This is a genomic window from Bradyrhizobium sp. 157, assembly GCF_023073815.1.
Classification (GTDB): Bacteria; Pseudomonadota; Alphaproteobacteria; order Rhizobiales; family Xanthobacteraceae; genus Bradyrhizobium.
Window position 1 is genome coordinate 23698 of the sequence record NZ_JADPKF010000003.1, and the last position, 18113, is coordinate 41810.

Sequence of the window (18113 nt, forward strand, 5' to 3'; positions counted from 1 at the left end):
CCAACGGGTCGCGCGAATGCGCGCCCGATGACAGGCTCCGCGAAGCAATCCATCTGTCCGCGCCCGCTGAAACATCGATTGCTTCGTCGCTTTGCTCCCTTGCGCAAACGCTTCGCGTTTGTCGCAGGCAATGACGGGGTGGGGCCACGGCCCGGACGGGATCCATCACTGCGGCAGGTTATTGACCTTGCGCACCCAGGTGCGAACGTCGGCCAGCACATCCGGCAGCAGCGGCTTGACCTCCTGAACGGTCATGCCGGGCTTGATCCGGGGATCGTAGAGCAGGTTGAGCAGATATTGGTCGTAGACATCGAAATAGCCCATCGACACATTGTCGTTGAACATGGTCCAGGGCACGGTCGAGGTATCGTTGATCGGTCCAAGCGACTGCAGCAATTCCTCATAGGCGCAGTCGAAGAAGACGAAGTCGCCATTGTCGACGGTGAGGATCACGTCGGAATGCTCGATTTCGAATTTCTCGTTTTTGCGAAAGCCGGACAGGCATTGCGGGTCGAGCGAAGAGCGAATCTCGCGCGCCCGCTCACTACCGTAGAAGGTCGCGATGGTGCGCTGGAGATCGCGGTCGCGCACCAGCTTGACCTGCACATTGGCGTCTTCGCTAGTTTCGGCCATCGCGATGTCGAGGTGCTGAACGTGCGCGGCGATATCGGCCACGATCTTCGCAAGCTGCGCCTTGCGGTCGGCACGCGTGCCGTCGGCAAACACGCGCACCGGCCCGTCATATTTGCGGATGCGGTCGACCCTGCCGGCGAGATGATATTCGGCGCCGAAGGCGATCTTCAGAAAGCCTTCGATGATCTCGCTGTCGGTGAAAATCTTTTTCTCGGCGCGCTGACGCTGCGCGATGGCGGGAATATCGGCGAAGGCCGTGCACGGCACGAAGGTTTCGCCGAGCGTTGCGGCGCTCAGGGCAGCCGCTAGCGTCCGTACATACAGGAATCGGCGGGGCGTGCGCATTTCAAACGACGCTGCAGCAATTGGCGCGTGCGTGCAAGGCTTGAAAGGCCCGATCACGCGCTTGCGCGCGTGACCGCCCAATTCCGGGATGGCTAGCCTAATTCCTCACGATAACCGGGGTGCCGATGCGGACGCGGCTATAGAGGTCGGTCACGTCCTCGTTGGTCATGCGGAAGCAGCCGGACGAGACCGCCTGGCCGATTGTCTCGGGCTCGTTGGAGCCGTGGATGCGGTACAGCGTCGATCCCAGATATATCGCCCGCGCGCCGAGCGGGTTGTCGATGCCGCCGACCATGTGGCGCGGCAGGTCGGGCCGGCGCCGCAGCATCTGAGCCGGCGGTGTCCAGCTCGGCCATTCCTTCTTCGCGGTGACGCGGTGGGTTCCGCTCCAGCGGAAGCCGTCCCGGCCGACACCGATGCCGTAGCGGATCGCCTGGCCGTTGCCGAGCACGAGATAGAGCCGGCGCTCGGCAGTGTCGATGTAAATGGTACCGGGGGCAAAATTGCCGGCAAAGTTTACGGTCGTGCGCGGGATCGGGCTCGATCCGCTGGGCATGCCGGGCCGAAAGAAACCGGGGCCGCCGCCCATGATGTCGCGCGTATCTTCAAAGAAAGGTTGGAAGAGATTTTGGGCCTGTGCGTGGCCGGCCCCCGCCAGCATCGCGATCGCCGCAAACAGCAAAGCAAAAGCCCGGATCATTGTTCTCCCTCGCGAAAATCTGAATAAGCAGGTCGAGACAGGCCATAATTGCGGCGGTCGTGCAAGCAACGAGCCCGTGACCACAGCCATTTTGAAACACCGCGGTTAAAAAAGACAACATGCCCTACACGATGGCTGCATTGTTCCGCTAAACCTTTGACGAAACGTGCGAACAATGTTTGATCGTCAGCGGCTCTTAAGAACGAAGCGCGAAGGGGAATGAGACCATGAACGGTGCGGAAAGTCTGGTGCGGACATTGGTCGCGGGCGGGGTGGACGTTTGCTTCACCAATCCGGGCACCTCGGAGATGCATTTCGTCGCCGCACTGGATCGGGTCGAGGGGATGCGCTGCGTGCTCGGTCTGTTCGAGGGCGTGGTGACGGGGGCTGCCGACGGCTATTACCGCATGAAGGGCACGCCGGCATCGACGCTGTTGCATCTCGGGCCCGGCCTCGCCAACGGTCTTGCCAACCTGCACAATGCCAAGAAGGCCAATTCCGGCATCGTCAACATCGTCGGCCAGCACGCGACCTATCACATCGGCTACAACGCCCCCCTGACATCTGATATCGAAGGGCTGGCGCGGCCGATGTCGTCCTGGGTGCGGACCTCGCCGGATGCCAAATCCGTCGCCGCCGATGGCGCCGCGGCGATCGCCGCCGCGAAGAGTTCGCCGCCGCAGATCGCCACCCTGATCCTGCCCGCTGACACGGCCTGGAACGAGGCCGACGGCATCGCGCAAGTACCGGCAGAAAGCCAGCGCGCCAATTATTCTGCGCAGGCCGTCGACCATGCCGCGAAGGTTTTGCGGAGCGGCGGCGCGTCGACGCTGCTCTTGATGACCGGCAGCGCGCTGACCGAGCACGGGCTGGCGCTGGCCGCCCAGATCGCGGGCAAGACCGGTTGCAAGGTGATGGGCCAGACCTACAATCCGCGCATGGCGCGCGGCAGGGGCCGGTTCGCGATCGACCGCATTCCTTACGTGATCGAGCAGGCGCTGCCGATCCTGAAGGATTTTAGGAATATCGTACTGGTCGAGGCCAACGACCCGGTGGCGTTCTTCGCCTATCCGAACAAGCCGAGCATGCTCAAACCCCAGGGCTGCGAGGTTCATCGCATGACCACGGGCGCAGAAAATTCGGTCGCTGCGCTGGAGGCGCTGGCCGGTGCGCTTCACGCGCAGCCGGCCGACCGGCAGCCGCAAAAGATGGTCGAGATCGCCAAACCGACCGGCGCGCTGACGCACGCCTCGATCGCGCAGGCGATCGCGATGGCGATCCCGGAAAACGCCATCGTGGTCGATGAATCCATCACCACCGGCCGCGGTTTCTTTCCGCCGACGGCCGCCGCCGCCCCGCATGACTGGCTGCAGAACATGGGCGGCTCGATCGGCTTCTCGACGCCGGTCGCGACGGGTGCCGCGGTGGCATGCCCGGACCGCAAGGTGATCTGCATGGTCGGCGACGGCAGCGCGATGTACACGTTGCAATCGCTGTGGACGCAGGCGCGCGAAGGCCTCAACGTCGTCACGATCGTATTCGCCAATAAGATCTATCAAATTCTTCGCGGCGAATTCGACGGCGTCGGCGCCGGCGAGCCGGGACAGCGCGCGCAAGACATGCTCAAGATCGACCGTCCCGACCTGGACTTTGTCGCCCTCGCCAAGGGCATGGGCGTGCCGGGCCGCGCGGTCGCCAATGCCGACGACTTCAACAAGGCGCTGGCGGAAGCTGTCGCCGAACCGGGGCCGCGGCTGATCGAAGTGCAGATGTAGAGAACAATTGTTCGAAGTTTGAGAAAGCCGGAACGCCGAATAAGATCGTCATTGCGAGGAGCGCAGCGACGAAGCAATCCATTCCTCCGCTTGTGGCACTATGGATTGCTTCGCTACGCTCGCAATGACGGCATGTGTTTGTCGGAGGCCAGATGCAGACCGAACTGAACAAGGTCGTCACCGCACTTCACGAGTTTTACGCACGCGAAACTTTCCTGCTCGAACGGGATGTCGGCGAGCGCGCGCTGACGCATCGGCTCGCGGTGCAGTTCGAAAAGCATTTCCCGGGCTGGGAGATCGACTGCGAATACGACCGGCTCGGCGACCGCACGCTGCGGCTGCCGCACGGATCCACCGTCTCGACCGACGATCACCTGGCCAAATCCATCTATCCCGATATCGTGGTGCACCAGCGCGCCATTCCCAACAATCTGCTCGCGGTCGAGGTGCGCAAATCGGCCAATCATCAGCCGCTCGAACATGACCAGCACAAGCTGCGCGCACTGACCGATCCGCATTTGTGGTTCGCCTACTGGATCGGTGTGCTGCTGACGCTGGGCAAGACCCACGTTACGATGTCGGAGGTTTATTCCAGCGGCGTTCTCGACCAGGCTCTGTCCGGCTGGTTCGCGCAGCGGCTGAAGGATGCAGGGCTAAGCGCAGGATGAAGCCTGCAAACGGAGAACTTTGATGACGCTCACCCGATCAATCCTGGCCATCGCATTTGTCGCCGTCGCACAGCACGCTCTGGTGCAGCAGGCCGCGGCGCAAGCTCCCGCGCCCGACCTCGAAGCCATTTTGGCCCATCCCAAAATCGCGAAGTCGCTCGACGACATCAAGGCCGACGACGAGCGGACTTTTGCCGAGCAGAAGCGCATCACCGAAATCCCGGCGCCGCCGTTCAAGGAAAAAGTCCGTGCCGAATATTTTCAGAAGCGGATGCAGGAGCTCGGCTTCAAGGATGCGTCGATCGATGCCGAAGGCAATGTGATCGCGCTACGCAAGGGCAGCGGCGGCGGCCGGCCCAAGCTCGTGGTTTCCGCGCATCTCGACACGGTGTTTCCCGAAGGCACCGACGTTACGGTGAAGGAAAAAGACGGCGCAATCGTAGCGCCAGGCATCGGCGACGATTCACGCGGCCTTGCGGTGCTGCTGTCGTTGATCAAGGTGATGAACGAAAACGGGATCGCGACCGTGGGCGACATCCTGTTCGTCGGCACCGTCGGCGAGGAAGAGCTCGGCAATCTGCGCGGCGTGAAGGCGCTGTTCCGCGATCACACCGATATTGACGGCTTCATCTCGATCGACGGGCTCGGCATCACCCGCATCGTTAATCAGGCGACCGGCAGCCATCGCTACGAGTTCACCTTCAAGGGCCCCGGCGGGCACTCGTTCCAGGAATTCGGACTGCCGAGCGCGACGCATGCCATGGGCCGGGCGATCGCTAAAATTTCCGAGCTGCAGCCGCCGTCCGATCCGAAGACCACCTTTACCGTCGGCACCGTGACCGGCGGCACCTCGGTCAACGCCATCGCCGCCGAAGCGCGGATGGCCGTCGACATGCGCTCGAATTCGACCGAGGAACTACTCAAGCTCGAGGCGCGGCTGATCGAACTCGTGAAGGAAGCGGTGGCGGATGAGAACGCGCGCTGGAAGTCCGACAAGATGACGGTCGAGGCGAAACTGATCGGCGACCGGCCGGCGGGCATTGTCGCGATGGATTCACCGATCGTGCAGGCCACCCAGCGCGCCGTCTCTGCCGTTAACAAGGGGCCGCGGCCGACCTTTGCCGGCTCCTCCACCGATTCCAACATCGCGATGTCGCTCGGCATTCCGGCCGTCACCATCGGCGGCGGCGGCGAGGGCGGCAACTGGCACTCGCGCAATGAGTGGTACAAGCCAACCAACGCCTGGTACGGCCCGCAGAACGCCCTGTTAACCGTCCTGATCCTGACCGGCCTCGATGGCGTGACCAAACCGGCGCTTGCGGTGCGAAACGCCGCGAAATAGGCGGCTGAATTGTCCCCAGCGCCGTTAACCATGCCCCCGATTGGACAAATTGTCGGCCAATTGCGGCCAAAGCGGTAACTGAAAATTCCCGTAGTAATACCGGCGTAGGGGATTTTGGTATGGCGTACAGGATCGTGGCGGAACGCAAGGACGAGACCGTCAGGATGGACCGAAGCAGCATGCTGGTGGCTGTCGCCAAAGCGCGGGTCTGGGCCAGCGAGGGGTGGAAAGTCACCATCATCGTCGGCGACGAAAACGAGATCGCACCGGCCGACGCGCGCCGGCTTTCCTTCGTCTGATCGAAGATTTTTGGCCGTCTCTCCGACGGCCTCCAAATAGAGTGGAACCGGGAACCCGGGCCGACGTTACACTTGCGGGCAGGCTTTTTGGAGCAATGCCATGCAGTGGCGGTCTCCAACCACAGGCGCCGACGAAATGCGCGGCACCAGCGATAACGACATTTCCTACGCAACCGGATGGACCATCAGCGGGCTGGCGACGCTCGGCACCATCGTGGCGATCTGGGTGCTTGGGATCTGATCTAACTCTATCGCTGCGCGACCGGCGTGCCGCCGGTCACGAGCAGTCCTGCCTTGCGCCCGATTAACACGCCGAGCACCACCAGCAGGCATCACACCGGAAAGACAAACAGCGACAGGGTCCCGCCTCCTCGGGGTCAGTGCGCAGCAGCCCTTCGACGAAGCCGATCGGCGCGAGCAAGCCGACTGCGCCGCCGGTGAGGGTGGCGACGGTTAGGACGAGCTCCTGGGCGGTCACGTGACTCTACGGCGATCCGGTTTGCGGAATCGGCATCGGCGCTCGTACTGAAAAGTGAAGTCTGCGAATTAGCCGCACACTCCATCTTCTCTTCCGTGCCGCCGCTCGGCGATCGGTGCAGGACTGGCTGCGACTGATTCCGCGCGTAATTCTGCGATGACCTTGTCGCGACGGGCCGTGGATGGCTTCCAAAGCAGCTTTGCGGTCGGGTGCGTTTTGTGAAGTTGATGTGACGGAGGATTTCAGGTCGTACGCCTTAATTATTAACGGCCAAGGAGCTTGATCTTAGCCGGCACTTACAGTTAATCTTTAAAATACAATTAAAGCCTTTAAATTTAACTAGTGCGTAGGGTGGCAAAATGCGTTCAAGTACTTTGAGTTTCGGTATTGCCGCGCTGCTGTTAAGCGCAAACGTTGCGTCCGCGGACGTTTACATGACCGCGAATTTTTCTGGCGCGATCAATCCGGGCCCCGCTAACGTAAAGGCGCCTTTTAGCGGAAATGGTTTCACTCAAAGTGACCCGCTCTCGGGAAGCTTCGTTTTCGACAGCTCGCTAATCCCGGCGTCCGGAACAGTGAACGTCTTCTATTCGAGCTTTCCCGATATCGCCGCCATCGCGCCTGCGACAGCATTCAATCTCACGCTGAATGGGCTCAGCTTCGATTTGTCCGACAATATCAACGCGGAGACCTCGGCAGGCATTCGGTACAACAACGGCGTCTTCGGCGGATTCAACTTCATCACCAATTTCAGCTTCCAGTCAAAAGACTATCAATTCCGCATCGAGGGAACTGCCATTACCGTCAGACTGGTCGACCCCAACACCGGATTTGCGATAGGCAACAAGTTGATCAATGCCCACATCGACCTCGGTCTGACCAATGTGGCGCCATTTGATCCGAACGCCGTCACACCGGCCGTCCCTGAGCCCTCCACCTGGGCGATGATGATACTCGGCTTCGCCGGTGTCGGGTTCATGGCGTATCGCCGACGCAACAGGCTTCAGCACGTCGCGTAGTCTCTAGGATCGAGCGGCTAATGGAAGAAGCCCAACGCTTCAAAGAAGCGGCGGGTCAATTGCCACGAGCATAGCCCTGGAATTGCGTCCACGACGTGCCGACAAGCTGAGGCGACCGCTTACATCAACGAGTGGCTGACCTCGCCCGGACTGCAGCCTCCGAAGGCGTTGAAGAATTTGGTCGGCGCTCGTGAGAAGTGAGGCGCTTCAGGTGGGCGGCCGCTTTGGCTGTCCGCGCTTTAAAGCTCGTCTAGGCGTGCGCTTCGCAGCAACAGCGCGCGGACGGCGGTGGACACACCACTGACCGACCTTGGGCCTGCTCCGCGCGCGGCAACTAATTGCTTGGGTAAGGAACCAATGTAGTGACATCTACTTACTATTGCCTCGACAACTATTTCTGGGGACCGAACATGAGAACATCTGCATTGGCTCTTTTCCTGCTGATGGCGATCTCTCTCTTGCCCAGTCCAGCTACATCTCAGGGCTTGGAAATTGGTCCTGGTGGAGTTCGTGTCTACGGGCACTGCGATCAGCTGAGGCGTTCCTGCGAGCGCGGCGAAGGCGGTTGCCGCCGATATCGGGAAACCTGCGAAAGGCGGGTTCGACGCAATGGCCTATGTGAAGAATTACGAGCGGCTTGCCTGAACAAGGACAGGTTGGGCGAACGAGGCGAGGGAAATTGCCGACGGTATCGCGAGACCTGTCGGTGACGTCGTCTTATCGTCAGCGCTGATCCACTGGCAGGTGACCCTTGTCCCGCTTGAGGATAATGCATGGTTGAGCGTGTCACGCTGATTACCGGTGCATCGGCGGGAATAGGCACCGCGTTGGCGCGCGTTTTCGCATTAAACGGGCATCGATTGGCCCTGGTCGACCGACGCGGGGATCGCCTGACGACGTTGGCGAGCGAAATCGTCGCGGCTGGCGGCACGGCGCCGATCTTAATTTGTTGCGACCTTGAACACCCCAAGGCCTGCGACAGCATTGCCTCGGCTCTAGCCGCCGAAGGCGTGGAGGTCGAGTTCGTCGTCAACAATGCGGGGTTCGGTCTTTTCGGCTATGCGATCGAACTGGATCGGGCAGAGCAGCTCGGCATCATCGCCGTCAACATCGTCGCGCTGACCGATTTGTCGTTGCGGTTTTCCGAGAGCCTGATCCGGCATCGTGGCGGCATCCTCAACCTTGGTTCGCTTGCCGGTTTTCTGCCGGGCCCAGGGATGGCGGTGTACTATGCGTCCAAGGCTTATGTCCTGTCATTCAGCGATGCGCTGCGCCAGGAGCTCGCTCCACGCGGAGTGCGCGTGACGACGCTCTGTCCCGGTTCGGTGTCGTCGGAATTTCAAGCGCGGGCCGGGATTGAACCCGGATTCGAGCATGAAATCCTGAACGTCTCGGCATCTGATGTCGCGCAGGCGGGGTATCGCGGATTGATGCAGAATAAACGCGTCGTGCTGCCCGGCCTCGGCATGAAGATCGTTCCGGTTCTGCTGCGGCTGTTTCCGCGCGGGTTTATCCTGGCGGCAATCGGTCGCATTCAGCTACGAAAACGCGGATAAGGTTGCGCCGTCCTCGTGGCGCGTTCGGGCCGGCCACCACTGCAGCGTCATTCGCCACGATAGCCACGGGACGTTCTTCGCTACGCGGCGGATTTTACAGGCTCGCACGCCGTGAGCCGGATTTTGCCGGATCGCGTGAAGCGGAAATGCGTTCTCATCGTCCTTCCGTCGTAACCGCGATAGTCCAGTGATACGCCGTCCTCTTCCGGCATCAATGCGTCGATCGCGAACGCGTCATTTCCCGCCCTGGCGAGCCGTGGCCGCCAATATCGTTCCATCTCTGATCGACCGTTGAAGCTGCCGCCCTCGCAGCATTCCACGGTGGCCGCATCGTCGTACAGGTCCAATAGTGCATCGAGGCGCCGCTGCTTACAGGCATCAATCCAATCAACGACAATACCCATTGCATCGAAACGGTTATTCGCATTTGCCATGTCCGGTCCCTCCCGCGGATTACTAACGGCAAAGCGAATGAACACGTTGTGAACCAAACGTTCAGGCGCGGTTAGGAGGGTTCCGTATATGGAACTACCGGCCGTTCCAAACGCATTTTCGCCAAACTATTATTGGCTCCTGATTGCGGGGCAGGATTTAAATCGGAGTCCTGCATGCTCAAACAAATCCTCGTTGCGTCTGTCCTTGTTGTAACCGGGTCTATCGCTTCGGAAGCCCGTCCTTCCCGCACCGCTCAAATACCCGAATGCAATGTGACCATGCCCTGCGACTTCTCGTTTTCGCAGCCCCGTCGTGAGCGGATTAGTTCTTACACAGGTCAAGCGACCGCACAGAGTTACCGTCGCGAATTGGCGGACGTGAGTGTCGATCGCGGTCAAACTGTCGGCGGTCGTCCGGCCGGTTGTCCCCGCTCGTTCTGCGGCTGCGGTGCGTCTATACGTGTTTTCGGCCGGATCGTGCCTGGTCTAAATCTCGCATCCAACTGGCTGCGCTTTCCACGGACATCGCCAGCACCCGGAATGGTCGCTGCGCGACGTGGGCACGTTTTCGTTCTAGAGCGACATGTCGAAGGCGATACGTGGATAGCATACGATGCGAACTCGGGCGGCCACGCAACTAGAATCCATGCGCGCTCGTTGCGCGGGTATACGGTTGTTAACCCGCACGCCGCTTGAAGCAATTGAGTCTCCCCACGTGAATCCAACTGCGCGGTCGACCGGAATTGGCGCAGCCGCGCTGGCAAAAGAAAAGCTCTCGGTAGAGCGACCTTTGTCGTGCCGCCATGAAGAAGGAGGTCAAGAGATCGGCTGGACCCAAGCGGGGAGGCGTCGCTCGCGCCACAGGAACGAAAATCTGCGACCCGCATTGGATCGTGTGTCGCATATCCCCGATGCGACAGTGACTGAGAGGACCTCAGCGCCGCCGCTGGGGCCCTTTCTGGATGGCCTGGAACATAGGCTCCGCTGCGAACGTGGAGCGCGTTTAAAACGCCCGGCGCCGCGGCGGCGGACCGGGTTGCGGGTGGCGCGCACGGGTGAGGAGTTCGGAAATAGCGATCACCGCGGCGCCCGCGATGATGGTGATGGCCGCCATCACAAGAAGGGTTTTAAGCATGGTTCGCTCCCGGAAAGTGCCGCTACCACGACACGCCGCGAATCGTGTTCCGGCAAGACGGGCAAACTACGGGCCGCGACTTATTGGCAGCCTGCCCGAGTGAGTCTGGTGCCGGACAGACGGCGATCCGGCACGGGATTTCAATGGCCCTCGGGAACGAGGATCACGGGCATGCCAACACGACGGCGCATCAAGCACGAGAAGACTTTCGAGGAACGGCTGGCGGAAGAAGCCAAGCGCTTCAGAGAGGCGGCAAGGGAGGCACAGCCCGGCATGGCCCGGGAACTGCTCTTGCGGCGGGCGCGACAGATGGAAGCCGCATCTCGGCTAAACGAATGGCTCCGCTCGCCCGGCATGAGGGCGCCGGAGTAAGGCCACTCGGTTTGGCCCACTCGATTTGGCCTCTCTCATCCTGTGGCGGCCGCAACGGACGGCTCAAGGGGAACAGGACGTTCTTGACAGGGTTGCTCCGTCAGAGGAGGTCCCCATGACCGAAAAACCCACGCATGAATAGCTTGAGGAATTGAAAAGGCTCAGCCGAGAGGCCCGCGTCCCCGACCAGTCCGAAATCGTGACCTCGAAGCAAGAGGCCGAAATTCGCATCCGCGACCTGAAGGAAAAAGCCCGCATCGAATAGGATCAGCCGATTTCGATGGGCTGGTACGCGAAGGCCGGTGGCGCGACCGGTTCTGCGAGGCCGGCGAGGACAAGAGCCAGTCCGCGGACTCCGGCAAATGGTACAAAGCCGCAGCCAAAGCATAAAATGCCATCTCACGCTCAACGGTCCAACTCACGTCGTAAGCCGGAGCCTGCTGTTGCGGCAGCAACGTCATCGAATACAGGAGTGGCCGATCGGCTCGACAGGGTACTTTCCCCAGACGACCTGCTTTCAACAGCCCGTCCTGAGACCGCCCGGTCAACGGCCGGCATCCATCGCGATCGAATGGCTGCACCTGTGATCGGCGCAGCAGATCAAGATCCTGCTAACGCCGAATTCGCGCATCTCTCCATGATTATTTTCTGCGGCCGTTCGTCGCTCCGAGCATGGCGCTGCTCACGCCGAGTTCAACGACCGGCTTGGCGCTAAAACTAACCAACGATTGATTTGCAAAGAGCACGAAGAACAATAGAAAGTTCGTGGGGTAGTCCAACAATCCATTGTCGCCCAGAAAGGTCACAATAAAAGCGACTAAGCACAGGTGGTAGCTCAACAGCATTTGATCTGCATTCCGCCGCATCATGGCGAAAAAGCCTCGCACGGCTGGGATGACTAGAACGCCAACGAACAGGAGCAAGCCGACTAGCCCATATCTGAAGTAGATATATGCGAACTGGCTTTGACTGGCCGGCGCCATCTGCTCAGGGTGCCCGAAAAGCCGTTGCTGTAATGGAGCCTTCGCGACGCGTCCCTTAATTTCTCCGCCTACCTTAGCCGCACTCCGGAATCCGAAACTCTCCAGCAAATTGGATATCTCTCTCGCCCGGTTTACGAAGGAATCGGAAGTGAACCGGAATGATTCCCCATCGAGTGTTTTCCCGTAAAGCGCAAGAGAGGCCATGTTTCTCAAGTCCCATGCGAGCGCGGCTTCAGAATGCGTCTCGTCCGGCAGTGGACTTTTGAAATTGAGGCCAACGAAACCTATGGCAAGAATGGCTGCCATGATCGCGATCGGAAGCCGAATGCAGCGCCAGCGCATTTTCAAGGCCGCTATCGCCGCCGCGTAGGAGAGAATGCCGAAATACACTATGAGCTGAGAGAGAGCCGCTGTGTAGAAAATGCTCAGTGCAAGTACAAGCAAGCCGACTGCGGTGAAGAGCGCACGCCTAGCGTTGGCGGATACCAAGGCCGTGCACAGAACGGCTGCGCCCAAATTTAGAAATAAGCCAAATCTATTAGGATTCGAAAACCATCCAACGAATGGATTGAATCCGTAGTATGGGTCGTCCTTCCAAAAAGCGTAATCTGGATAGAAAATAAACAGCGCAGCCGAGAAGGCGGTTTGGATCAAAGCGACAGCAACGAATACGCCCAGAATCTGCTGCAGGAGGCTGCGTTTTGTTTCCTCTCCAAGCATGCCGAGCAATGGCACCATCACGGCGTAGAGAACAAGGTTTTTCACCGTAAGCAGCAGGACGCTGTACGTGTCGTAAGCAAACAACTCAACGACTTTGACGGCAACGACCCAAAAGCAGAAGCTTAACAGAATCACGTTGTAAGGCTGCAGCAAGGTGTCGATCTTGCGCGTCTGAATCACGCCTATGTAAAACACGAAGGACAATACAATTGTCCAAACAATATCCTTTTGTAGCTTGACATATGTTGGCGCGATCGAATCGCCATTGCGGTATTCGAAGAGATAAAAAATCCCTTGGAAGCAAAGCGCAAAAAGAGTGAATCCAACAAAGGCCGCCAATAGGACGCGCTCGGCGCCACCGGCTTCTAAAGTACGCATTTTGTTCCCCCGCCCACATTCAGCTACTTCAACCTGTGAGCGAGCGCAAGGAAATCTCCGAAAGTTGGTGCCCGTGTTTCACCGGGGGCCGAGGTGTGACGTCACCTTGCGCGGCGCTTGCCGCACGCGGTGCAGGTAAAAAGACTACTCGATGTCGGAAAGGCGCAGGCTGTCCACCCAGTAATCAGCATCCATCTCAGTCGAATGGCTGCACGTATTGCAGTATACTCAGCACGCCGCGCGCGCCGCTCTCGGAAGGTGGTCTTTTGAGGACGCATTGTGCGGATCTAAAGCAGAACATCGCTGGAACAAAGTCCCCGGATTTCCCGCCTGTTGCTGCTTGGATCTGCCTGAAACTGCCGAATAGGCCGGTACCAAAATATAAAAAGCCCCGATTACGGGGCTTTGAATGGTGGACGCACAAGGGATCGAACCTTGGACCTCTCCCGTGTGAAGGGAACGCTCTCCCGCTGAGCTATGCGTCCGGGAAATGTGGGCAAGCAATGAGCCCGTCAGAGCCCGCGATTTACGAAGGACAAACCCCTGGTGTCAAGCGATCAGTCAGGCCGTAACCTCGCGTTTTCGCACGGAAGAGGGGGTAATTACGCGCCCTGCTGACGGGCGCGGGAGGCGTGCGACTGCAGCGCGCGGATGCGCTCGGCCAGCGTCCCGCCGCCTTCCGACGTGGCGGGGGCCGCACCGGCGACGTCATTGGCGGGCTTGGCCGGCACTTTCGGCACGGCCGGTTCCGCGGCCAGCATGGCCTCGATCGCTGAGTTCGGTCCCTCAAGCTGCATCGCGAGTTTTGCAACTTCGGCCGCGATGTCGTTGATGCGCTCGCGCAAGAGCGCGTTTTCCATCCGCTCGGTCGCCCAGGAGCTTTCGGCCTGCTGCTGGATCGCGTTGATGTCGCGCTGCAGTTTGGCGCGCTCGTCGCGGGCGATGCGAAGCTGCTCTTCGACCGCCGCTTTCTCGGCGCGCAATTTTTCCACGATCGACGACTTGCCGCCGCTGATCGCCGCAATCTCCTCGCGCAGTTCGCGCGCGGCGCGTTCGGCGTTTTCGTTCGCCTGCTTGAGCTGATTGTTCTCGTATTCGCGTTCGGCCAGGATCTTGCCTTGCGTCGCCAGCCGCGCTTCGAGGTCGTTGACGCGGTTGCCGAGCATCTCGGCTTCCTTCATCTGCACGATCAATTGCCGGTCGAGATCGGTGACGCGCTGGCTCAAATTTTCGACACGGCTGCGCGCTTCCATCAGTTCGCGCGTCGCGTGCTCGGAATCGGCGCGCTCCTGCGCGAGGCGGGCCTGGGTTGCCGAAAATTCCTTCTCGGCGTCGCCGACGCGGCCCTTCAGTTCCTCGATCTGCGTGCGCACCGTGACCAGCTCGACCTGGCGGCTGTCGGCCATCATCGAACGGTTGTTCAATTCGTGATTGATCCTGGCGAGTTCGGCCTGCTTGTCGGTCAGCGCCTGTTCGGCATTGCGCAACAGTTCGGTCTTGGCCGCGAATTCCTCTTCGGTGGCGCGTAGCTGCTCTTTCATCGCCTTCTCGCGCGCTTCGAGCGCAAAGATCGTGGCGTTCTTTTCGCCGAGCTCGATCTTCATGCGATTGATCGCATCGCTCTTCTTGCCGAGTTCGGCGAGCTGGCTCGTGGTCTTGTTCTTGAGCTGCTCGACGCTCATTTCGAGCCGTCGCGCCGACATGGCGAATTCCGCGCGCAACTGATCCTTGTCGGCCTGGATTTCGGCCATCGACAGCGGCGTCGCCGCCTCCAGCCGCCGGGTCGTCAGCCGCACCGCGCGGTTATGCACCAGCGGCACGATCATCAGGCCGAACAACATCGAGACCAGAAAACCGATCGCCAGATACATGATCGGCTCGATCATGGATGGTTACTCCACACAGAGAAGGAATCGTTAATAACATTGCCACGCCGGCCCGACCCTGCGCCAGCCCGATGCCGCGTTAACCTGAATCCATCCGGGGAGACTTGGCGTCTATGCTTGAAGATGGGCTTAGAACGGGTTCCAGGTCGCGCGCGGGGTGTATTTGAGATACCCGACATTGGCGCCGAGCCTTAAGCCGATGCCGGAACGGATCGGCACCAGCACGATGTTGTTGGCGGTCAGCGCGGTCATGCCGAAGCCGCCGACGATGTAGGCGGAGCCGTCGATGCCGACGAAGCGCTGATAGATCGCGTTGGTGGCGGGCAGGTTGTAGACCAGCGTCATGGTGCGCGCGCCGTCGCCACCCCAGTCGAAGCCGACCGACGGTCCCTGCCAGTAGACTCTGAGATCGCCGGCATTCTTGGTGTAGAGCGTGCCTTCGCCGTATCGCAGGCCCGCCACAAAAGCGCCTGAGCCCTCTTCGCCCAGCACGTAACCATTGGGCAGGCCCCATTGGCTGACCGCGCGCTCGATGACCGACGCCAGGCCGCGCGAGACGTTGCCGAAGAATTTGTGCCCAGCCGAGACCAGTTCTTCGGGCCCGAAGGTCTCGGGACCCGGCTGGCGCTGCGGAGGCGGGTATTGCCCCGGCGGCGGCTGCTGCGCCGAAGCCGGCACGATCCAGCACATCAGCGCGGCGAACGTCACCGCGGCAAGGCGTGAAGCAAACGTCATGAAAGAACCCCTGGCATCGAAATTCTGGCCGCCGCCTTAACCTGACGCCAACTGCATGGCTCTAGGTTGCGCCCAGTGTCCCCTCGACTCGCATGTTATCGGCACCAACTATGACGGCACAACGGCAGGAAAGATACGGTTCACGCCCCCAAATGGCCGTTTTTGCCTTATTGGCAAGCTTTTTTGTTGTCGTCAGCCTTGATTTTGCCGCGCGCGCTGCAACCACCGAGCGGGTGGTGGTGAACCGCTATTCCGGCCTCGCCATCGGAGGCTTCGATCCTGTCGCCTACTTTACGGAATCCATGGCTCTCGAGGGTTTACCCGATTTCGAGGCCCGCGAAGCTGGCGCCGTCTGGCGCTTCCGCAACGAAGGTAATCGCTCCTCTTTCGTCGCGCATCCGGAAATCTACGGGCCTCAGTTCGGCGGCTATGACCCGGTCGATCTGGGGCGAGGGGTGACCTATGCGGGCAATCCGCGATTTTGGGTGATTGCGGGCCAGCGGCTCTATCTGTTCGGCCGCGAGGACAACCGCGATGCGTTCGCCGCCGAGCCGGCGCGCTTCCTGAAAGACGCCGTCGCGCGCTGGCCGGTGCTGGAGCGAGAGCTGGCGCAGTAGATTACAGACGCCGTAGCCCGGGCGAGCGAAGCGACCCCGGGATAAACTGGCGATAACGTCTCGTATTCGATTTGTCTCGCACGGCCCGCGGGGTCGCTCCGCTCGCCCGGGCTATGATTCCATTGCCTTCGGATCGCCCCAAGCGATGAATTCCGGAACGATGAAGCCCGTCCGTCCCGTGCCAAATTGCAAGGCCGCGCCGCTTGAATCCGTGATCCTGCCGCCGGCGGCTGCGACGACGGCGTGGCCCGCGGCTATGTCCCATTCCGAGGTCGGCGACAGCCGGGGATAAATATCGACGGAGCCTTCGGCCACCCGGCCCAATTTGACCGCCGAGCCAAGCTCGCACCGTACTGCTCCCGGTCTTGCGGCAATAAAGGCTTCGGTCCTGGCATCGCCATGCGAGCGGCTGACCGCCACGGTCCATGGCTGGCCGCGCGGCGGGTACGGGCGGGTACGAATCGGCTCGACGAGCGGCTTGCCCTTGCCGAGCGTCAGCCGCTCGGCGCCCCGTCCGACAATGCCGCGCCAGATCAGCCCGAGCGCAGGTGCGCTGATAATACCAAGCAGCGGCGTCCCCTCGGTCACCAGCGCCAGGTTGACGGTGAATTCGTTGCGGCCGGCGACAAATTCCTTGGTGCCGTCGAGCGGGTCGATCAGGAAGAAGCTTTCCATATAGGGCAGCGCGGACGTTTGGACGCGCTCCTCCGAGAGCGCAGGTATTTCGGGCACTAGCTGGGCAAGGTCCTCGGCGATGATTCGGTCGGCCGCCAGATCGGCCTCCGTTACCGGCGAGCCGTCGGTCTTGCCGGCGACCTTCATGGCGGAACGGTTCACGGCAAGGATGGCGGCGCCGGCCCGGATCACGATCTCGGTCAGCGGTTCGATCAGCGCTGCTGCGGCCTCACGATCGAGCGCCGGCGGACGTGCCTCATTCATGAGCTCGGCCCATTTGCTGTTCGTCCTGCCTTACCATTGCCGCCCCCTGCTGGCAGCACGGGGCTGCGCAGTGTATCAAACCGATAAGCACGCGTGATTCGTAACGGTCCGCCAGCAATTTGCGACTCGGCGGCTTTCCAGGAACCCATGATGTCTGGCACTTCCTCTCCCGGTCCGGCTCCCGATACCCTCGAACTTGCGGCGCTGTTGTGTTCGCGAGTTTGTCACGATCTCATCAGCCCGGTTGGCGCGATCGTCAATGGGCTTGAGGTGCTTGACGACAACCCGAAGCCCGAAGACCGCGATTTCGCGCTCGATCTGATCCGCAAGAGCGCCAAGACCGCCTCCGCACGGCTGCAGTTCTGCCGCCTGGCGTTTGGCGCTGCAGGATCTGCGGGCGCGCAGATCGATCTCGGCGATGCCCAGACCATGGCACGCGGCCACATCGAGGACGGCAAGATTACCATCACCTGGAATCTGCCGCGGCTGTTGCTGCCGAAGAACCGCGTCAAGCTGCTGTTGAACATGCTGATCATCGCGCAGCAAACGATCCCGCGCGGCGGCACGCTGACGATCGATCCGATCGGCGACGGCGAGACGATGGGTTTTCGCGTCACGTCTTCGGGCCTCAATGCCCGCGTGCCGCAGAACATCGCCAATCTCGTGAGCGCGAGTTCGACGGCGACCGTCGATGCGCATGCGGTGCAGCCTTACTATACGCGGTTGTTAGCGCAGGCCTGCGGGCTGAGCGTGACGCTTGCACCCGACGGGGAAAAGGTGCTCGTTACTGCTTCGTGAGCGCGCCACCGCGCCGACATGGTTAATCAACGGTTGAAAACAGGCGGCAGAATTCATTTCTGCCGTCTTATCTCTTTGTTGATCCCGTTCTTTTCCATTTGCTCAACCAATATTAAACGCTTTGCATAGAAGCTGGCCCTGTTCCGTAAGGCGCGTCGATGTCGCGTGCCGGTGCGTACGAAGGCCAGTTTCATGGATGATTTGTTGCGGGAGTTCCTGACCGAGACCAGCGAGAGCCTGGATACGGTCGACAATCAGTTGGTGCGGTTCGAGCAGGACCCGAGCGACGCGAAGATCCTGG

The 18113-nt window shown here is 60.7% G+C and carries 19 protein-coding genes and 1 tRNA gene; 11 read left to right on the top strand and 9 right to left on the bottom strand.

From position 1 onward, the window contains the following. Window positions 1–165 precede the first annotated feature (165 nt). Together IVA95_RS00125 and IVA95_RS00130 are read right to left on the bottom strand one after the other, a co-directional pair. A complete protein-coding gene (locus tag IVA95_RS00125; protein WP_247508648.1) occupies window positions 166–978 on the bottom strand; it encodes a DUF2927 domain-containing protein in 813 nt (270 codons plus the stop codon). Between the two features lie 97 nt (window positions 979–1075). After that, window positions 1076–1678, bottom strand: a complete 603-nt coding sequence (locus IVA95_RS00130; RefSeq protein WP_247508649.1) for a L,D-transpeptidase — start codon at window positions 1676–1678, stop codon at window positions 1076–1078. A 227-nt stretch (window positions 1679–1905) separates the two neighbouring features. On the opposite strand from IVA95_RS00130, the gene IVA95_RS00135 reads away from it, so the two are divergent. The 8 genes from IVA95_RS00135 (at window position 1906) to IVA95_RS00170 (ending at window position 8815) form a co-directional block, all read left to right on the top strand. After that, window positions 1906–3453 (top strand): acetolactate synthase large subunit, encoded by a 1548-nt coding sequence (locus IVA95_RS00135; RefSeq protein ID WP_247508650.1) that lies wholly within the window; start codon window positions 1906–1908, stop codon window positions 3451–3453. Window positions 3454–3605: 152 nt separating this feature from the next. Beyond that, complete coding sequence (locus tag IVA95_RS00140; RefSeq protein ID WP_247508651.1) at window positions 3606–4121, top strand: hypothetical protein; 516 nt, start codon at window positions 3606–3608, stop codon at window positions 4119–4121. A gap of 22 nt (window positions 4122–4143) precedes the next feature. Next, window positions 4144–5463: a M20/M25/M40 family metallo-hydrolase gene (locus tag IVA95_RS00145; protein ID WP_247508652.1), complete on the top strand. Its 1320-nt coding sequence runs from the start codon at window positions 4144–4146 to the stop codon at window positions 5461–5463. Between the two features lie 119 nt (window positions 5464–5582). Beyond that, the gene (locus tag IVA95_RS00150; RefSeq protein ID WP_141686714.1) at window positions 5583–5762 is read left to right on the top strand and encodes a hypothetical protein; all 180 of its coding nucleotides are present in this window, start codon (window positions 5583–5585) and stop codon (window positions 5760–5762) included. Window positions 5763–5862: 100 nt separating this feature from the next. Next, the gene (locus IVA95_RS00155; protein WP_247508653.1) at window positions 5863–6003 is read left to right on the top strand and encodes a hypothetical protein; all 141 of its coding nucleotides are present in this window, start codon (window positions 5863–5865) and stop codon (window positions 6001–6003) included. A 596-nt stretch (window positions 6004–6599) separates the two neighbouring features. After that, on the top strand, window positions 6600–7259 hold the full coding sequence (locus IVA95_RS00160; protein ID WP_247508654.1) for a PEPxxWA-CTERM sorting domain-containing protein: 660 nt from the start codon (window positions 6600–6602) through the stop codon (window positions 7257–7259). 410 nt (window positions 7260–7669) lie between these two features. Then, entirely contained in the window at window positions 7670–7969 is a 300-nt protein-coding gene (locus IVA95_RS00165; RefSeq protein WP_247508655.1) for a hypothetical protein, read from the top strand. Window positions 7970–8032: 63 nt separating this feature from the next. Continuing rightward, complete coding sequence (locus IVA95_RS00170) at window positions 8033–8815, top strand: SDR family oxidoreductase (protein ID WP_247508656.1); 783 nt, start codon at window positions 8033–8035, stop codon at window positions 8813–8815. Window positions 8816–8895: 80 nt separating this feature from the next. On the opposite strand, the gene IVA95_RS00175 is transcribed toward IVA95_RS00170, so the two are convergent. Next, window positions 8896–9249, bottom strand: coding sequence for a nuclear transport factor 2 family protein (locus tag IVA95_RS00175; protein WP_247508657.1), 354 nt, complete (start codon window positions 9247–9249; stop codon window positions 8896–8898). A gap of 1003 nt (window positions 9250–10252) precedes the next feature. Continuing rightward, entirely contained in the window at window positions 10253–10384 is a 132-nt protein-coding gene (locus IVA95_RS38700; protein WP_256470128.1) for a hypothetical protein, read from the bottom strand. A 171-nt stretch (window positions 10385–10555) separates the two neighbouring features. On the opposite strand from IVA95_RS38700, the gene IVA95_RS00185 reads away from it, so the two are divergent. After that, window positions 10556–10756 carry a hypothetical protein gene (locus IVA95_RS00185; RefSeq protein ID WP_028351264.1) on the top strand — a complete coding sequence of 67 codons (201 nt, stop codon included), beginning with the start codon at window positions 10556–10558 and terminating at the stop codon, window positions 10754–10756. A 641-nt stretch (window positions 10757–11397) separates the two neighbouring features. On the opposite strand, the gene IVA95_RS00190 is transcribed toward IVA95_RS00185, so the two are convergent. The 4 genes from IVA95_RS00190 to IVA95_RS00205 form a co-directional block, all read right to left on the bottom strand. Then, the gene (locus IVA95_RS00190; protein WP_247508659.1) at window positions 11398–12837 is read right to left on the bottom strand and encodes a hypothetical protein; all 1440 of its coding nucleotides are present in this window, start codon (window positions 12835–12837) and stop codon (window positions 11398–11400) included. A gap of 410 nt (window positions 12838–13247) precedes the next feature. Further along, a tRNA-Val gene (locus IVA95_RS00195) sits at window positions 13248–13322 on the bottom strand. Window positions 13323–13439: 117 nt separating this feature from the next. Beyond that, on the bottom strand, window positions 13440–14723 hold the full coding sequence (locus IVA95_RS00200; RefSeq protein ID WP_247508660.1) for a hypothetical protein: 1284 nt from the start codon (window positions 14721–14723) through the stop codon (window positions 13440–13442). A gap of 129 nt (window positions 14724–14852) precedes the next feature. Continuing rightward, the gene (locus IVA95_RS00205) at window positions 14853–15458 is read right to left on the bottom strand and encodes a DUF1134 domain-containing protein (protein WP_213254073.1); all 606 of its coding nucleotides are present in this window, start codon (window positions 15456–15458) and stop codon (window positions 14853–14855) included. 152 nt (window positions 15459–15610) lie between these two features. Between IVA95_RS00205 and IVA95_RS00210 the strand changes: the two genes are divergently transcribed. Beyond that, window positions 15611–16075 (top strand): YHS domain-containing (seleno)protein, encoded by a 465-nt coding sequence (locus IVA95_RS00210; protein WP_247508661.1) that lies wholly within the window; start codon window positions 15611–15613, stop codon window positions 16073–16075. 111 nt (window positions 16076–16186) lie between these two features. On the opposite strand, the gene cysQ is transcribed toward IVA95_RS00210, so the two are convergent. Next, window positions 16187–17014 carry a 3'(2'),5'-bisphosphate nucleotidase CysQ gene (cysQ, locus tag IVA95_RS00215; RefSeq protein WP_247508662.1) on the bottom strand — a complete coding sequence of 276 codons (828 nt, stop codon included), beginning with the start codon at window positions 17012–17014 and terminating at the stop codon, window positions 16187–16189. A 150-nt stretch (window positions 17015–17164) separates the two neighbouring features. On the opposite strand from cysQ, the gene IVA95_RS00220 reads away from it, so the two are divergent. After that, window positions 17165–17812: a histidine phosphotransferase family protein gene (locus tag IVA95_RS00220; RefSeq protein WP_213254070.1), complete on the top strand. Its 648-nt coding sequence runs from the start codon at window positions 17165–17167 to the stop codon at window positions 17810–17812. Window positions 17813–18113 lie beyond the last annotated feature (301 nt).

Excerpts from the sequence above, each read along its gene's own strand:
- IVA95_RS00130 (WP_247508649.1), bottom strand. The coding sequence starts at position 1,678 with ATGATCCGGGCTTTTGCTTTGCTGTTTGCGGCGATCGCGATGCTGGCG.
- IVA95_RS00170 (WP_247508656.1), top strand. The coding sequence starts at position 8,033 with ATGGTTGAGCGTGTCACGCTGATTACCGGTGCATCGGCGGGAATAGGC.
- IVA95_RS00125 (WP_247508648.1), bottom strand. The coding sequence starts at position 978 with ATGCGCACGCCCCGCCGATTCCTGTATGTACGGACGCTAGCGGCTGCC.
- IVA95_RS00160 (WP_247508654.1), top strand. The coding sequence starts at position 6,600 with ATGCGTTCAAGTACTTTGAGTTTCGGTATTGCCGCGCTGCTGTTAAGC.
- IVA95_RS00220 (WP_213254070.1), top strand. The coding sequence starts at position 17,165 with ATGTCTGGCACTTCCTCTCCCGGTCCGGCTCCCGATACCCTCGAACTT.
- IVA95_RS00200 (WP_247508660.1), bottom strand. The coding sequence starts at position 14,723 with ATGATCGAGCCGATCATGTATCTGGCGATCGGTTTTCTGGTCTCGATG.
- IVA95_RS00145 (WP_247508652.1), top strand. The coding sequence starts at position 4,144 with ATGACGCTCACCCGATCAATCCTGGCCATCGCATTTGTCGCCGTCGCA.
- IVA95_RS00165 (WP_247508655.1), top strand. The coding sequence starts at position 7,670 with ATGAGAACATCTGCATTGGCTCTTTTCCTGCTGATGGCGATCTCTCTC.
- IVA95_RS00185 (WP_028351264.1), top strand. The coding sequence starts at position 10,556 with ATGCCAACACGACGGCGCATCAAGCACGAGAAGACTTTCGAGGAACGG.
- IVA95_RS00190 (WP_247508659.1), bottom strand. The coding sequence starts at position 12,837 with ATGCGTACTTTAGAAGCCGGTGGCGCCGAGCGCGTCCTATTGGCGGCC.
- IVA95_RS00175 (WP_247508657.1), bottom strand. The coding sequence starts at position 9,249 with ATGGCAAATGCGAATAACCGTTTCGATGCAATGGGTATTGTCGTTGAT.
- IVA95_RS00205 (WP_213254073.1), bottom strand. The coding sequence starts at position 15,458 with ATGACGTTTGCTTCACGCCTTGCCGCGGTGACGTTCGCCGCGCTGATG.
- IVA95_RS38700 (WP_256470128.1), bottom strand. The coding sequence starts at position 10,384 with ATGCTTAAAACCCTTCTTGTGATGGCGGCCATCACCATCATCGCGGGC.
- IVA95_RS00210 (WP_247508661.1), top strand. The coding sequence starts at position 15,611 with ATGGCCGTTTTTGCCTTATTGGCAAGCTTTTTTGTTGTCGTCAGCCTT.
- IVA95_RS00155 (WP_247508653.1), top strand. The coding sequence starts at position 5,863 with ATGCAGTGGCGGTCTCCAACCACAGGCGCCGACGAAATGCGCGGCACC.
- IVA95_RS00140 (WP_247508651.1), top strand. The coding sequence starts at position 3,606 with ATGCAGACCGAACTGAACAAGGTCGTCACCGCACTTCACGAGTTTTAC.
- IVA95_RS00150 (WP_141686714.1), top strand. The coding sequence starts at position 5,583 with ATGGCGTACAGGATCGTGGCGGAACGCAAGGACGAGACCGTCAGGATG.
- cysQ (WP_247508662.1), bottom strand. The coding sequence starts at position 17,014 with ATGAATGAGGCACGTCCGCCGGCGCTCGATCGTGAGGCCGCAGCAGCG.
- IVA95_RS00135 (WP_247508650.1), top strand. The coding sequence starts at position 1,906 with ATGAACGGTGCGGAAAGTCTGGTGCGGACATTGGTCGCGGGCGGGGTG.